General features: G+C 63.8%; 15 protein-coding genes, 2 tRNA genes, 2 pseudogenes and 1 riboswitch. Of the genes and pseudogenes, 10 read left to right on the top strand and 9 right to left on the bottom strand.

What is annotated here, in order from left to right; translation table 11 throughout:
* Positions 1-57: 57 nt before the first annotated feature.
* Complete coding sequence (locus tag CCR94_RS19075) at positions 58-840, bottom strand: siderophore-interacting protein (RefSeq protein ID WP_244594139.1); 783 nt, start codon at positions 838-840, stop codon at positions 58-60.
* Positions 837-1,508, bottom strand: coding sequence for a PadR family transcriptional regulator (locus tag CCR94_RS19070; RefSeq protein WP_104509430.1), 672 nt, complete (start codon positions 1,506-1,508; stop codon positions 837-839). The genes CCR94_RS19075 and CCR94_RS19070 overlap by 4 nt, the downstream gene beginning before the upstream one ends.
* A gap of 180 nt (positions 1,509-1,688) precedes the next feature.
* Between CCR94_RS19070 and CCR94_RS19065 the strand changes: the two genes are divergently transcribed.
* Together CCR94_RS19065 and CCR94_RS19060 are read left to right on the top strand one after the other, a co-directional pair.
* A complete protein-coding gene (locus CCR94_RS19065) occupies positions 1,689-2,567 on the top strand; it encodes an AEC family transporter (RefSeq protein WP_104509408.1) in 879 nt (292 codons plus the stop codon).
* 176 nt (positions 2,568-2,743) lie between these two features.
* On the top strand, positions 2,744-2,935 hold the full coding sequence (locus tag CCR94_RS19060; RefSeq protein ID WP_104509407.1) for a CsbD family protein: 192 nt from the start codon (positions 2,744-2,746) through the stop codon (positions 2,933-2,935).
* Between the two features lie 154 nt (positions 2,936-3,089).
* Here CCR94_RS19060 and CCR94_RS19055 read toward each other — a convergent pair whose 3' ends face one another.
* The gene (locus CCR94_RS19055; RefSeq protein ID WP_104509406.1) at positions 3,090-3,518 is read right to left on the bottom strand and encodes a hypothetical protein; all 429 of its coding nucleotides are present in this window, start codon (positions 3,516-3,518) and stop codon (positions 3,090-3,092) included.
* 237 nt (positions 3,519-3,755) lie between these two features.
* Here CCR94_RS19055 and tal point away from each other — a divergent pair, with 237 nt between their 5' ends.
* The 6 genes from tal (at position 3,756) to CCR94_RS25225 (ending at position 7,408) form a co-directional block, all read left to right on the top strand.
* Entirely contained in the window at positions 3,756-4,874 is a 1,119-nt protein-coding gene (gene tal, locus CCR94_RS19050) for a transaldolase (RefSeq protein WP_104509405.1), read from the top strand.
* 248 nt (positions 4,875-5,122) lie between these two features.
* On the top strand, positions 5,123-5,473 hold the full coding sequence (locus tag CCR94_RS19045) for a nitrate reductase cytochrome c-type subunit (RefSeq protein ID WP_158254833.1): 351 nt from the start codon (positions 5,123-5,125) through the stop codon (positions 5,471-5,473).
* Complete coding sequence (locus CCR94_RS19040; protein ID WP_184421481.1) at positions 5,470-6,183, top strand: NapC/NirT family cytochrome c; 714 nt, start codon at positions 5,470-5,472, stop codon at positions 6,181-6,183. Before CCR94_RS19045 ends, CCR94_RS19040 begins: the two co-directional genes overlap by 4 nt.
* Entirely contained in the window at positions 6,183-6,713 is a 531-nt protein-coding gene (locus CCR94_RS19035) for a SixA phosphatase family protein (RefSeq protein ID WP_104509403.1), read from the top strand. The genes CCR94_RS19040 and CCR94_RS19035 overlap by 1 nt, the downstream gene beginning before the upstream one ends.
* 121 nt (positions 6,714-6,834) lie before the next feature.
* Positions 6,835-6,911 (top strand) — tRNA-OTHER (locus CCR94_RS25230).
* A 350-nt stretch (positions 6,912-7,261) separates the two neighbouring features.
* Positions 7,262-7,408: a hypothetical protein gene (locus tag CCR94_RS25225; RefSeq protein WP_158254831.1), complete on the top strand. Its 147-nt coding sequence runs from the start codon at positions 7,262-7,264 to the stop codon at positions 7,406-7,408.
* Between the two features lie 90 nt (positions 7,409-7,498).
* Here the strand turns inward: CCR94_RS25225 and CCR94_RS19025 are convergent.
* From CCR94_RS19025 to thiC, 3 genes are all read right to left on the bottom strand, one after another.
* A tRNA-Ile gene (locus CCR94_RS19025) sits at positions 7,499-7,574 on the bottom strand.
* A gap of 17 nt (positions 7,575-7,591) precedes the next feature.
* Positions 7,592-8,020, bottom strand: coding sequence for an acyl-CoA thioesterase (locus tag CCR94_RS19020; RefSeq protein WP_104509401.1), 429 nt, complete (start codon positions 8,018-8,020; stop codon positions 7,592-7,594).
* Positions 8,021-8,085: 65 nt separating this feature from the next.
* Positions 8,086-9,918 (bottom strand): phosphomethylpyrimidine synthase ThiC, encoded by a 1,833-nt coding sequence (gene thiC / locus CCR94_RS19015; RefSeq protein ID WP_104509400.1) that lies wholly within the window; start codon positions 9,916-9,918, stop codon positions 8,086-8,088.
* 40 nt (positions 9,919-9,958) lie between these two features.
* Positions 9,959-10,052, bottom strand: a riboswitch (TPP riboswitch).
* 255 nt (positions 10,053-10,307) lie between these two features.
* On the opposite strand from thiC, the gene CCR94_RS24690 reads away from it, so the two are divergent.
* Complete coding sequence (locus tag CCR94_RS24690) at positions 10,308-10,697, top strand: hypothetical protein (RefSeq protein WP_146090101.1); 390 nt, start codon at positions 10,308-10,310, stop codon at positions 10,695-10,697.
* Between the two features lie 107 nt (positions 10,698-10,804).
* Here the strand turns inward: CCR94_RS24690 and CCR94_RS19005 are convergent.
* Together CCR94_RS19005 and CCR94_RS19000 are read right to left on the bottom strand one after the other, a co-directional pair.
* Positions 10,805-11,009: pseudogene (locus CCR94_RS19005) on the bottom strand (hypothetical protein); the annotation flags it as partial.
* 141 nt (positions 11,010-11,150) lie between these two features.
* Positions 11,151-11,312, bottom strand: a complete 162-nt coding sequence (locus CCR94_RS19000) for a Flp family type IVb pilin (protein ID WP_104509398.1) — start codon at positions 11,310-11,312, stop codon at positions 11,151-11,153.
* A 379-nt stretch (positions 11,313-11,691) separates the two neighbouring features.
* On the opposite strand from CCR94_RS19000, the pseudogene CCR94_RS18995 reads away from it, so the two are divergent.
* Positions 11,692-11,792: pseudogene (locus CCR94_RS18995) on the top strand (IS1595 family transposase); the annotation flags it as partial.
* Positions 11,793-11,943: 151 nt separating this feature from the next.
* Here the strand turns inward: CCR94_RS18995 and cysN are convergent.
* Entirely contained in the window at positions 11,944-13,524 is a 1,581-nt protein-coding gene (gene cysN, locus CCR94_RS18990) for a sulfate adenylyltransferase subunit CysN (protein WP_104509397.1), read from the bottom strand.

Below are 13,524 nucleotides of genomic sequence, written 5' to 3'. Positions count from 1 at the left end.
GTTGCAGTCGGCGCGATTTATAGGAGCGCAAACTGACGGGCGGCTGAACGCAAAAACTCAGGCGTCGAGTTTTTCGCTCGCGCCGGCCGCGCCGCGCACCCAGTAGCCGGACGCCTTCATCCAGGTTTTGGGATGGCCGCGATCCTCGATCATGTAATCGCGCAGGCGCCGCGCGACGCCCGCCTCGGCGGCGATCCAGACATAGCCGTCGCCCGAAGGGGCCCGCCAGGCGTTGAGCGCGCGGCGCAACAGCGTGGCGTCGTCGGCGTGGTCGCCCCGGCGAAACACCCAGATGGGCGTCCAATGCGCGGCGGTCGCAACAGCCTGGGCATCCTCCGGTCCGTTCACCACCACCACGCTGGTCACGGCGACGTCCGCGCGTAAACATTCGACGCGCCGCAGAATCGCGGGCAGGGCGGATTCGTCGCCGACCAGCAGATAAAAGTCGAAATCGTCGGCCACCACCACCGAACCGCGCGGCCCTCCGATCGTGAGCGGGTCGCCGGGCCGCGCCTTGAGCGCCCAGGCGATGGCCGGCCCGGCCTCATGCACGGCGAAGTCGAGCGTGAGGATTTGCCGCGCCGCGTCGAAAGCGCGCGGCGTGTAGTCGCGCATCAATGTCTGGCCCGGATTGTTCGGATCGGGCAGGAACAGTTTGATGTGGTCGTCCGGCGCGCGGCTGGAAAAGTCCGCGAGGTCGGGCGAGGAAAACGTCAGCCGCAGCATGGACGGGGTGAGAAGCGTGCGGGTCTCGACGGTCAGGAGCCGCTTTTTCGGCTCCTGACGCACGCGTTCGATGGTGTGGCGGGTTTCCGGCTTGAACAGCATGGCCAAGCTCACAGCCGCTCGATCTTGTGCGCGGCCTCGTCGATGATCTCGGCCACCGCCAGCAATTGCTCGCGATTGCCCGCATCGAGCGCCTTCTGCTGCAACACGGTCTTGAGATTGGTCATGGCGCGGAACACCGGCCCCATGTCCATCGCCTCGCCGCGCTTGCGCAAGGCCTCCAGCCGCGCCAGCGCGGCTTCCGCCTCGGCCCGGCTTTTTTCCAGCTCCGCCTTGCCGGCCTCGGTGATGGCGTAAAGCTTTTTCGCCCCCTCGCTCGCCTGCGTCGCGATCAGACCGGTTTCCTCAAGCAAGGTGAGGGTCGGATAAACAACGCCGGGGCTGGGCGCATAGGCGCCGCCGGTGCGGGCTTCGAGGTCGCGGATGATGTCATAGCCGTGACGCGGCTCCTGTTCGATCAGCAGCAGCATGACCAGGCGCAATTCGCCGCCCTCGAACATCCGCTTGCGCCCGCGCCCTTCGCCATCGCCGCGCCCGAACCCGTGACCGAACGGCCCGTGACCGAACGGGCCATGACCGAACAGGCCGCGCCCGCCGCCGCGACGCCCTTCGCCGCCGCCGCGCAAGCCGCCGAACCATCCGCCTCGGCACGGGCCGTCCTGACCTTCGCCAAAACCGTCGCCCCGCTGCCTGTCAAATTCCCCTCTATTGAACATTCGCATCATGTTTCTCCTTATCTGCGATGGAGCTAAGATATATCTTAGACACATTTTGTCAACAGCCCTTCGGAAAAATCCTGAACGGGCGCGGACTGGCGAAACCCTGGTCCGCGCGGGCGCCCCAAGCGACAAGGCGGCGAAAAGCTGATAGGGCGGGCGCGAAAAAAAACCGAAAGTTTCGCCTTGCCGCTTCTCGATCTCCTGCAAGTCGGCGCGCCCGTGTTCCTGGTCACGGCGCTCGGCTATGTCTGGCGCCGGCGCGCCCTGCCGTTCAGCCAGAGTTTCGTCACGCAATTCATATCGCTGGTGGGCGCGCCGGCGCTGGTCTTCGTCACCCTGCTCAACAGCGGTTTCGCGCTCGCCGACATCGGCCGAATGGGCGGCGCCACGCTGGCCTGCCTGCTGCTGTTCACGGCGGTCGCCATCCCCGCGCTCAAAATCCTCGGGCGCGACCTGCGCGTCTATTTGCCGTCGCTGATCTTCCCCAATATCGGCAATATGGGGCTGCCGATCTGCCTCTACGCCTTTGGCGAGCGCGGCCTCGCGCTGGCGATGATCTATTTCACCGTCACCTCAATCGGGCAGTTCACCTTCGGCCCGGCCATCGCGCGCGGAAGCATCACGCTCTCCGCGCTTTTGCGCGCCCCCTTCCTTTATGCGGCGGTTGCGGCGGTCGCCTGTTCGCAGGCGGAAGTGGCCTTTCCAGACTGGATCCTGAAAACGCTAAAACTGATCGGCGACGTCACCATCCCGCTGATGTTGCTGGGCCTTGGTTGCGCGCTGGCCGAATTTGGCGCGCGCGCCTGGCCGCGCCAGATGGCGTTCTCACTGGCGCGCATCGGTCTCGGCCTTGCTGGCGGTGTTGCAGTGGCCAGCCTGTTCGGCTTTACCGGCGCGGAACGTGGCGTGCTGATCGTCGAGAGCGCCATGCCGGTCGCCGTGTTCAACTATTTCTTCGCGCGCGAATATGGCGCCCATGAAGAGGAGGTCGCCGGCCTCGTGCTGATCTCGACCGTTCTCAGCTATGTGACCTTGCCCGTTGTCCTGCGGATCGCGCTCTAAAGTTTTTGTTTTCGCATGATCTTTTCCAAAAACCGGGGTCCACTTTTTGGGATCATGCTTTAGCGTGTTCATCCCGCCGTCAGGATATTTGTCGGAACCAAGCTGATCGCAGGTCGTTGACCCCAAGCGAACCGCTGAAGGCTCGCCGCGTTTCACGCAAACGGGAAGGATGACACATGTCTTCGACCAGCGACAAGGTGACGGGAGTCGCCAATGAAGTGGCCGGAAAGGCCAAGCAGGCTGTCGGCAAGGCGCTCGACGACCAGAAATTGCAAGCCGAGGGGGCGGTGCAGGAGGCCAAGGGCGCGATCCAGAAAGCCTCCGGCGACGCCAAGGACGCCGTGAAAAAGACCGTCGACAAGGCTTGATGGAAGCCGACGCGGCCGGTGTGATCTCAGGCCGCGAGGCGCCGAAACGGCAGGCGGCGAGGAAAAACGCCACGCGCCTGACCGCCTCGGCGGCGAATTCGGCGCGCGGGGGCCTCATGCGTCTCGCCCGCGAGGCGCAGAGGTCCCCCCGCGCTCACGCGCAGAGATGCGCCGGCGGTTGCGGATTGTTGGCCGGGTTGGAATCGTATTTGTTGATCTTGACCACCAGCGCCCCCCCGACCAGCGGCGCGAGATCGGCCTCCAGCGCCTCGGCGGCGGCGCGCGGATAGACCTCCTCGCCGTTGATGTAGAAGGTGACGATCTTCTTGTGCTTGGCGGCCTTGACGGGATCCTCGATGGTGACCTTGGTCCATTTGTAGAGCGCGGTCCCCGTATCGCCGCTGGCCTCGGCCTCGGTCACGAATTCGGCGAAGGCGTCATACTGGTTGCGGATTTGCGCATGATGACGTTCGGCGACGGCGGCGAGCGGCTCAAGCTCCGGCGCGCCGGCCCCCTCGCAAATCAATTCCGCCGCGCGGTCCGTCAAGGTGGCGCGGATCTGAAACTCCCATTGTTCGCTCATCGTTCTCTCCGGTTCGGTCTCCCTATATAAGATCATTGCCCGGTGCGGCGACAAGGTCCTTTTCCGCGCTCGCGCGCTGGCTGCGAGCGTCCCGTCGGCGCGACCGTCGCGAAAATAACGCGCAGCGGGGGGCGGGGCCTCCGCGACGGCCCCCGAACTCATGGTAAGGTTGGCTTCGCCCGCGCGACGGCCCGCCGCCACGCGCTGGCAAGGCGCGGAAAACCAGGAGAACTCGTCATGAACCCGTTGCAGCAGCTTCAAACCTGCGGCCAATCGCCCTGGCTCGATCATCTCAAGCGCAGCTTCACCGAGCAGGGCGGCCTTCGGGCCTTGATCGCGCGCGACGGGCTGAAAGGGGTCACCTCCAACCCCGCGATCTTTGAAAAAGCCATCGCCCAATCCGACGAATATGCCGAAGCGATCGAGGACTTTCTGGCGAAGGGCGATCATGAGGTCGCCGACATTTACGAACATCTGGCGGTCGCCGACATTCGCGCCGCCGCCGACGCGCTCGGCTCGGTTTACCGTGAGACGCAAAAGCGCGACGGCTATGTCAGTCTGGAATGCTCGCCTTACCTCGCCAACGACACCGAGGCCACGGTGGCGGAGGCGCTGCGGCTGTGGAACACGGTGCAACGCGCCAATCTGATGATAAAAGTGCCCGCGACGCCCGCCGGCCTGCCGGCGATCCGGCGCCTGATCGCGACCGGGGCCAACGTCAACGTCACCCTGCTGTTTTCGGTCGATATGTACGAGCAGGCGGCGGAAGCCTATATCGCCGGGCTCGAAGCCTTGTTGCGGGACGGCGGCGATGTGTCGCGCGTGGCCAGCGTCGCCAGTTTCTTCGTCAGCCGCATCGACACGGAAGTGGACAAGCGGCTCGACGCGCTGGCTGACCCGGAGGCGCAAGACCTGCGCGGCAAGGCCGCGATCGCCAACGCAAAAATCGCCTATCAACGCTACGAGGCCTTGTTTTCCGGGCCGCGCTGGCAGGCGCTGGCGCAGGCCGGCGCGCGGACGCAGCGCCTGCTGTGGGCCTCCACCGGCGTCAAGAATCCCGCCTACAAGGATACGACCTATGTCGAGGAGCTGATCGGTCCCGACACGGTCAACACCATGCCGCCCGCCACCATGGACGCCTTCCGCGACCACGGCGAGATCAAGCCGGACGCGATCCGCCGGGACGTCGAAGGCGCCAAGGCGATTCTGGCCGCGTTGAGCGCGCGCGGCGTTTCCCTCGACGAGATCACCGGCGCCTTGCTGGTCGACGGCGTGCGCCTGTTCGCGGACGCCTTCGACAAGCTGTTCGCCGCGCTTGAGAAGAGCCGCGCCGCGCTGAGGCAGGCGGCGGGCTGAGCGCGCCGCCGCCGACGGCGACATGCGCATCGGCGGGGGCGGCGTTGACGCCCCGTAGATGCGGCGGATGGTCGCGACGAACGTGTCTCACCCGCAAGTTGCGGCGGAAAAGCCGAAGAATCCTTCGCGCGCAAAGTCGAACTTGCGCGCGAAGCCTTCATTTGGTCACGACCGCGCTATAGCTTTGCAGGACGTGAGCGTCGCCCGCGCCAATCCAGGAGGGCTGCATGGACGTGTTGAATTTATCCTTGAAACGCATTTTTTGGGTGGGCGTCGTCGTCGTCCTCGCACTTGCCGCGTCCCCCGGCGTCGGCGCGGCCGAGACCGACGCGCCTTCCGACGCCGCCAGCCAGCCGCCGCTGGTTCCGCATTCGATCGACGGCTACAAGATCACCCACGACCTCAACGAATGCCTGACCTGCCACCAGCCGCCGGCGAACGAGAAGGCGGGCGCGCGAAAAGTGTCGGACGCCCATTACGTCTGGCGCAAGGGCGAACGCCTCGACAAGATCGCCGCGACGCGCTTCATCTGCACGCAATGCCATATGGCCAAGCCTGACGCGAAACCGCTCCCCGGCGACACTGGAGGCCGCCAATGACTGAGGACGACATCCCCAAGGCCGCCACGCTGCGCGAAAAACTGGTTCAAGCATGGAAATGGGTGTGGTCGCCGACGGCGCGCTGGTCGCTCGGCGCGATCGCCATTTCGGGCTTCGCCGCCGGCATTATTTTCTGGGGCGGCTTCAACACCGCGCTGGACCTCGCAGACCGCCAGGAATTCTGCATTTCCTGCCACGAGATGAAGGACAACGTTTATCAGGAATTGCGCGGCACGATCCACGACAGCAACCGCACCGGCGTGCGCGCCACCTGCGCCGATTGCCACGTGCCGCACCCCTGGGTGTGGAGATTCCAGCGCAAGATCCAGGCGACGTTCCACGAAGTTCCCCACTGGGTGCTCGGCACCATCGACACGCCCGAGAAATTCGCCGCGCACCGGCTCGAACTCGCCGTGAACGAATGGCGGCGGCTGAAGACCAACGACAGCCGAGAATGCCGCAATTGCCACGATTTCAGGCATATGGACTATTCCGTGCAGACCAAGGTCTCGGCGGAGACGCACAAGACCGCCTTCGCAAGCGGCAAGACCTGCATCGATTGCCACGCGGGCATAGCCCACACCTTGCCCGACCATGCGCAGGAGGCCACAAAGGTTCTGGACGACGAACTCGCCGGCAAGGGCGACGGCATCGCGGCTTATCTGAAATCCTTGCAGGAGAAGGCGCCCGCACCCGCGCCCGCAAAATGATGAGCCGACAGCTCCTGCTGCTGCGCCACGCCAAATCCTCGTGGGACGAACCCGACTTGTCGGACCACGAGCGTCCGCTGGCCAAGCGCGGCCGCAAGGCCGGCGCTCTGCTGCGCGAATTTTTCCGCGCCGAGGCGATCCGGCCGGACCTCGTGCTGGTGTCGAGCGCGAAGCGCGCGCTCGAAACGCTTGATGCGCTCAACCCCTGGGCGTCGCCGCCGCCGGTCGAAATCCTGCCGGCGCTCTACCACGCCGCGCCCGAAACGATCCTCGAAACCATCCGCGCCGCGCCGGGTTCCGCCCGAATCCTGCTCGTCATCGCCCACAATCCCGGCCTGCACGACTTCGCCCTGCGCTTGTCCGGCGCAAGCAACGCCGCGCCGGCGCGGCGCATGGCCGAGGCCTATCCGACCGGCGCCCTCGCGCAATTCGAACTGGATCGTCCCTGGGCCGAGCTTGAACTGAACGGCGGCAAGCTGACGCGCTTCGTCACGCCGAAGGAGTTGAGCGCGATGGAACGCGCGCCCTGACGGCGGCGGGGACCGGGCGGCTCCGTGGAAACCGAAGCTTTCTCGTTGCGTTATGTCAATACAATCGCAAGGATTTCGGGGTCTAATCTCGCTTGTTCCCGCCGGATTTCGGCGGCGGCGCGGCCTCGTGGCGGAGCGATAACGCAAAGGATGCGCAAATCCTTTCAGGTTGGGTTCAATTCCCTTCCGAGGCCTCCAATCACAATCCACAATCGTCCAAGACTGTCTGCAACTGTCTGATAGACCCAGGGAAATCAGGCGGTTCAGGCCGAAAGGCGTCCTTGGCTGTTCGCTCGCGTGCGCTTGCATCGACGAAATTTGCGGGTATAGAGCCGGCTCGGGGAAACCGGACAGGGCGATAAGTGGCTTTTCGGCCTGACGGCGTCGATGATCGCCGCGCATCAGGAGAGATTATAATATGACCAAACGACCGCGCCGGAACCTCACGCCTGCTTTCAAGGCGAAAGTGGCCCTTGGCCGCCCGTGGAAACGCATCGCGCTCCAGCATCGCTGAGCTTGAAGAGGCGCCGAAGCCGGTCGCGGTTTTCATGGATCAATTCGACCGGCGTCCGCTGCGATCCATCGGGGATAAGCTGCACGGCATTCACGTCGGAACTGAATTCGAGGCGGAAATCACGATGGGCCATCTTCGCCGCGCCCGCGCCATCCTCAACAAAGGGAAGGAAAAGGAATGAGCGGGTGGGGCATTTTTTCGTTTCGGTCCCCGTTTTGGCCCCCGGTCAATCCAATGTTAGCACCGACCTATATTAAGACATTGAATTTGCTGGTGGGCCGGGCAGGACTCGAACCTGCAACCAGACCGTTATGAGCGGCCGGCTCTAACCATTGAGCTACCGGCCCCACGCAGGATGCGCCTTTTAGACCGAAATCGGAGGCTCTGGCAATATTTCTCCCCCCGCGCGCGGGATCGGGCGCGGGCGGCCCTGTTCGTCTATGGCGACGAAGGTGAAGATCGCGTCCGTCACCTTTTCCAGCCTGTTGGTGATGAAACGATTCACCCAGGCCTCGATGTGGATCTTCATCGAGGTTCGGCCGATCGAATCCACCACCGTGTAGACGTTGAGCACGTCCCCGACCTTGACCGGGCGGATGAAGTGCATCGTGTCCACCTTGATCGTCACCACGCGCCCGCCGGCGCGGTCCACGCCGCAAATGCCGCCCGCCGCATCCATCTGCGACAGCACCCAGCCGCCGAATATGTCGCCATTGGCGTTGGTGTCCGCCGGCATGGCGATGATTTTAATGGTCAACTCACCTTGGGGTTTGTCCTGCTCGGTCGAATCCATTTTCTCCTCCGCGACGCCAGCTTAGCCGCGGCGGAGGAACTTGGCGAGCGCGGAAGGTCCTGGACTCACGTTTCCAGATAAAGCTTCGCGCCCTTTTCCAGAAATTCCGCGCTCTTCTCGGCCATTCCCTTCTCGGCGTCGATCATCGCGGCGGCTTCCTGCCTCAAGTCCTGCGTGATCTTCATCGAGCAGAATTTCGGGCCGCACATCGAGCAGAAATGCGCGACCTTGTGAGCTTCCTTGGGCAGGGTCTCGTCGTGGAACTGTTTCGCCGTGTCGGGATCGAGGCCGATGTGAAACTGGTCCTGCCAGCGGAAATCGAACCGCGCCCGGCTCATGGCGTCGTCGCGGGCGCGGGCGCCGGGATGCCCCTTGGCGAGGTCGGCGGCGTGTGCGGCGATGCGATAGGTGATGACGCCGGTTTTCACGTCGTCGCGGTCGGGCAGGCCGAGATGTTCCTTGGGCGTGACATAGCACAGCATGGCCGTGCCGAACCAGCCGATCATGGCGGCGCCAATGGCCGAGGTGATGTGGTCGTAGCCCGGCGCGATGTCGGTGGTGAGCGGTCCCAGCGTGTAGAACGGGGCCTCGCCGCATTCGCGCAGTTGCTTGTCCATGTTCTCCTTGATCTTGTGCATGGGAACATGGCCGGGGCCTTCGATCATCACCTGGCAGCCCTTGTCCCAGGCCACTTTCGTCAATTCGCCGAGGGTTTCCAGTTCGGCGAATTGCGCGGCGTCATTGGCGTCGGCGTTGGAGCCGGGGCGCAGGCCATCGCCGAGCGAGAACGAGACGTCATATTTGCGCATGATGTCGCAAATGTCGCCGAAACGCTCGTAGAGGAAACTCTCGCTGTGCTTGGACAGGCACCAGCGCGCCATGATCGAGCCGCCGCGCGAGACAATGCCGGTGGTGCGGGTTGCGGTCAGCGGCACATAGGCGAGGCGCACGCCGGCATGGATGGTGAAATAATCCACGCCCTGTTCGGCCTGCTCGATCAGCGTGTCCTTGAACACCTCCCAGTCAAGCTTGAGCGCGTCGCCGCCGACCTTTTCCAGCGCCTGATAGATCGGCACGGTGCCGATCGGAACGGGCGCGTTGCGCAAAATCCAGTCGCGGATGTTGTGGATGTTGCGGCCGGTGGAGAGGTCCATCACCGTGTCCGCGCCCCAGCGGATCGACCACACCATTTTCTCCACTTCCTCGGCGACCGAGGAGGTGACGGCGCTGTTGCCGATGTTGGAATTGACCTTCACCAGAAAATTGCGACCGATGATCATCGGCTCCAATTCCGGGTGATTGATGTTGGCGGGAATGATCGCCCGCCCGCGCGCGATTTCCGAACGCACGAATTCCGGCGTGACGAATTCGGGAAGCTCCGCGCCGAAGGATTCGCCGTCCCTTATGCGCGCGGCCGCCTCGGCCAGGGCGGCCTCGCGGCCGAGGTTTTCGCGATGGGCGACATAAATCATCTCCTCGGTGATGACGCCGGCGCGCGCGAATTCATACTGGGTGACCAGACCGCCGTCGCGGCCCCTGCGCAAATTGTGCGGAGCCGGGCAGGGGGCGACCAACGCATCGCCGGACACATCGCCGTTGTCCTCGGATTTGATCGCGCGGCCAGAATAGGTCTCCAGCCCGTCGCGCCGCGCCAGCCAGCTTTCGCGGATCGGCGAAAGGCCCTGGGAGAGATCGACCTTCACGTCGCTTTCGGTATAGGGGCCGGAGGGATCGTAAACGCGCAGATTGGGCTCGGTGGCGGAGGGGTCGAGCAGGATTTCGCGCACGGGCACGCGCATGTCGCTGGCGCAGGAGGGGGTAATGTAGAGTTTTCGGGAGCCGGGCAGGGGGCCGGTGGTGACGCTTTCCGGCTGGCGAAGGTTTGGATGGACGTTCATCGCGCGCTCCCGTGCTTTTGTTCGGACAGGGAAGATGACGCGTTTACGCGTTCGCCTCCCTGCGCTGGCATTATCCAGATCAGGTCAATGGGTATGTTCTCAGCCGCCTCTTGGCAGCACCCCACGGCTCGATTTTTTTACGCTAACAGGGTTGTGGAGGGGCTGCAAGCGTGGCTGGGGCCGGCGATTCAGAGCTGGCGATCGAAATCCACGCCTTGAGGCGGGATGCGGATGGCCTCGACGGCGTCGCGCCGCGCGCCAAGAACAGCAACAAGTCAACCGCAACAGGTCAACCGCAACAAGCCAAACTCTTTTGGCCTGTTGCGCGGCTGCGCTTGTCGCGCGCGCCACTGCGGTGCAAAATGCCAAGTCAGAGGTATGGTTCGACGATGAACAAAAAGATTCTCTCATCTCTTGCGCTTTGCGCCCTGCTTGGCGCCTGCGCCAGCGTTCCCCCGACCGAGCCGCGCCATGTCAGCGCCGTCGCCGGCGCGAAAGTCAGCGACGCCGCCTTCGCTCGTGACGATTCGTCTTGCAAGGCCAAGGCGAAATCGGTGACCGACGCCGAAGCCGCCGCCGGGCAGGGCGATTTGCAAAGCCATTTCGACCAGCTCTACGGCGATTGCATGCTGAACAAGGGTTATGACGTGGAGGAGGTGCGCCGCCGCCACGTCTTCTACGGCCCCTATTACGGCCCCGGCCCCTATTACGATCCGTTCTGGGGGCCGCCCGGCGCGTATTACGGCGTGGGCTTCGGATTCCACCGCCATTATTGGTGAAGCCGCGCCTTGGCGTATCCCGCAAAAGCGGATGCCTGTTTGGCGAAAAGGACCGGCGTTGGCAAAGGAATCGAGAGCTTCCCCGCTTCGCGTGAAGCGGGGAAGCTTTAGTTCTTGCCTATCCGGTAACCCATACACCCGCCACATGTGGGGTGCGCCAGTCGCCGGAATAAAGCTCAGTGTAGGTCGGCGCCTTTACATCACCAGCGATGCCGAGCAAAGAGTCCCGTGATGGATGCCGAGCAGCCACGTCTTGAGATGAGCAAGAACGAGATGGATGATGGGCAGAAATTCCTCGGTCTCTCTCTCGTCCAGTGTCCACCGACAAAATTCTCGCGTGAGATCGGAACCACGCGCGAGAAACGGTTGAAGGAGCAGTATTAAGGAAAAGCTTCCAGAGCAAGACGGAAGCGTCCGTCGCGCGAATTGCTTGTGGCGATCTGTGATCGCGTATCAGTTAAGGCCGTTGGAGACGGCGTCCAACTTGGCGTTCAGCTTAGTTCCGATTGTGGTCAACGTGGCTATGGCCACGACGGAGATCAGCGCTGCAATCAGACCGTATTCGATGGCTGTGGCTCCGGATTGATCACGGAGAAAGGATTTGAGCAATTTCATAGTTTTTCCCTCTTGAATTCAAGGGTCGGAGACGGGATACTTCTATGTCCCGAGCCCAAATATTATACGGAGAACGTTTCCAATAGGTTGACGCTTGGTTCATGGCTATCCGGTTTATGCCGACACCCACGAGAGCAATTTTCGAGCGAAATGGATGCCTGTTCCGATTCGGCCGGATCGGAACAGGCTCTCGCGCTCATATTTTGTCGTGAGCTGGGCCTGAATTCGACGTCCGATGCGCCGATGGAATCGAAACCCAATGAGCTGGAAGGGCGATGCGGGAAGGAAAGCGCCTTCGCCGCTGCCGATGGCCATCGACCAGCACGCCGAACCGCCGTTTCCGAAGTCGCCGCCGGAGTTTCAGCGGCTTTTCCCGGACGGGGTCAGCGCACAGCATCTGCAGCCTTGCCTCAACGAATTCACGTTTCGCTTCTACCCTTCAACGCCTTCAGCTCGTTGCTCGGCATAGCCGGCGATGTCAAAGGCGCCGACATGGACGCCCTGCGCGGCGGCGGGAAGCGCCGCGCAGGCGGTCGCAAAAACAGCGGCGAAACGAAAGGCTTTCATGGCGGCGCTCCAGTCACGGCGCGCTGCCTAGCCGATCCCGGTCAAGCTGAAAACAGGGTCCAGCTCAAATCCCCGCGCCGTCGGGCGTGACCTCGTCATCGCCGCCGCGTTTGGCCAGCGCCGCGCGGAAATCGCCATACCAGCCGCGCACCAGCGGCCGGAAGGCGGCGTCGGCGAGGCCGAGCGTCACCGCCGTCGCAGTCGGCGCGCCAAACAGCTTGGCGCCGAGCCCGATCAACACGCCGCCGCCGAGCGCCGGCAGCAGCTTTTCGCCCAAATCCTTGCCGAGACGCGCCCAGTCGACGCCGTTTTCTTCCGGCGCCGGCGGCTCCACCTCGACCCGATTTGGCGCGACCATGCCGAAGGCGACGGTCTCGTTGGTGATGCGGTCGATCAGGATGAAGCCGCCGAGATCGCGATTGTCGCGATAAAGGCCAATGGGGAAGGGGCGGTCGAAGCGCAATTGCGCCTCGGCGATTTCGTTGAGGGCGAGGGGTTTTCCCGGCGCGGGCTCGAAGGTGTGGATGTCGATCAGCGCGCGCACTTTTGATACGGTCGCATTGGCCGTGCGCGCGCCGAGCTTGACGATATAGGACGCGCCCGGATGCATGTTGGTTTCGGCCGTCCACAGCAGCCGCGCCTCGACGGACGAGGCCACCTGCGGTTGGCGTTCGACGCTCGACAGAATATCGCCGCGCGACACGTCGATCTCGTCGGCAAGCGTCAGCGTCACCGACTGGCCGGCGACGGCGACCGGCAAATCGCCGTCCTGCGTGACGATGCGCGCGACCTTGCTGGTCCGGCCCGAGGGCAAGGCGACAATGGCGTCGCCCGGTTTGATCGACCCACTCGCCACCCAGCCGGAGAAGCCGCGAAAATCGAGGTTGGGCCGGTTGACCCATTGCACCGGAAAGCGGAACGGCGCCTCGCTGAGTTCGCCTGAGCCGGCGTCGATCGTTTCGAGCCAGGGCAGCAGCGGTTCGCCCTGGAACCAGGGCGTGCGTTCCGACAGCGTGGCGATGTTGTCGCCATTCAGCGCGGAAATCGGCAGGGCCGTGATCGAGCGGAACCCAAGACCCTTCGCCATTTCGCTGTAGGCCGCGACGATCTCGTTGAAGCGCGCCTCCGAGTAATCGACCAGGTCCATCTTGTTGATGGCCAGCGCCACATCGCGCACGCCGATCATCGAGACGATGAAACTGTGGCGGCGGGTTTGCGGCAGGATTCCCTTGCGCGCGTCGATCAAGATAATCGCGAGATCGGCGGTGGAGGCGCCCGTCGCCATGTTGCGGGTATATTGCTCGTGGCCGGGGGTGTCGGCGACGATGAAGGCGCGCCGGTCGGTCTTGAAATAGCGGTAGGCGACATCGATGGTGATGCCCTGTTCGCGCTCGGCGGCGAGGCCGTCCACCAGCAGCGCGAAATCGAGCGCGCCGCCCTGCGTGCCGAATTTTTTGGAATCGCGGTCGAGCGCTTCGAGCTGGTCCTCCGCGATCATTTGCGAATCATAGAGCATACGCCCGATCAGCGTGGATTTGCCATCGTCCACCGAGCCGCAGGTGATGAAACGCAACAGCGCCTTTTCCGGCGCGGCGGGCGCCGCTTCGGGGGCAACCCAGGCTTTTTGGTCAGGAAGAGCGGTCAT

The sequence above is a fragment of the Rhodoblastus sphagnicola genome (genome assembly GCF_002937075.1).
Classification (GTDB): Bacteria; Pseudomonadota; Alphaproteobacteria; order Rhizobiales; family Beijerinckiaceae; genus Rhodoblastus; species Rhodoblastus sphagnicola.
Note: the sequence above shows the minus strand (reverse complement) of the source record. Positions and strands in the feature narration are given on the sequence as shown.

What these genes read in the sequence shown, in the direction of transcription:
- CCR94_RS19055 (WP_104509406.1), bottom strand. Translation starts at nt 3,518, where the DNA reads ATGAGCGAACAATGGGAGTTTCAGATCCGCGCCACCTTGACGGACCGC.
- tal (WP_104509405.1), top strand. Translation starts at nt 3,756, where the DNA reads ATGAACCCGTTGCAGCAGCTTCAAACCTGCGGCCAATCGCCCTGGCTC.
- CCR94_RS24690 (WP_146090101.1), top strand. Translation starts at nt 10,308, where the DNA reads ATGAACAAAAAGATTCTCTCATCTCTTGCGCTTTGCGCCCTGCTTGGC.
- cysN (WP_104509397.1), bottom strand. Translation starts at nt 13,524, where the DNA reads ATGACCGCTCTTCCTGACCAAAAAGCCTGGGTTGCCCCCGAAGCGGCG.
- CCR94_RS19020 (WP_104509401.1), bottom strand. Translation starts at nt 8,020, where the DNA reads ATGGATTCGACCGAGCAGGACAAACCCCAAGGTGAGTTGACCATTAAA.
- thiC (WP_104509400.1), bottom strand. Translation starts at nt 9,918, where the DNA reads ATGAACGTCCATCCAAACCTTCGCCAGCCGGAAAGCGTCACCACCGGC.
- CCR94_RS25225 (WP_158254831.1), top strand. Translation starts at nt 7,262, where the DNA reads ATGGATCAATTCGACCGGCGTCCGCTGCGATCCATCGGGGATAAGCTG.
- CCR94_RS19035 (WP_104509403.1), top strand. Translation starts at nt 6,183, where the DNA reads ATGAGCCGACAGCTCCTGCTGCTGCGCCACGCCAAATCCTCGTGGGAC.
- CCR94_RS19070 (WP_104509430.1), bottom strand. Translation starts at nt 1,508, where the DNA reads ATGCGAATGTTCAATAGAGGGGAATTTGACAGGCAGCGGGGCGACGGT.
- CCR94_RS19040 (WP_184421481.1), top strand. Translation starts at nt 5,470, where the DNA reads ATGACTGAGGACGACATCCCCAAGGCCGCCACGCTGCGCGAAAAACTG.
- CCR94_RS19060 (WP_104509407.1), top strand. Translation starts at nt 2,744, where the DNA reads ATGTCTTCGACCAGCGACAAGGTGACGGGAGTCGCCAATGAAGTGGCC.
- CCR94_RS19000 (WP_104509398.1), bottom strand. Translation starts at nt 11,312, where the DNA reads ATGAAATTGCTCAAATCCTTTCTCCGTGATCAATCCGGAGCCACAGCC.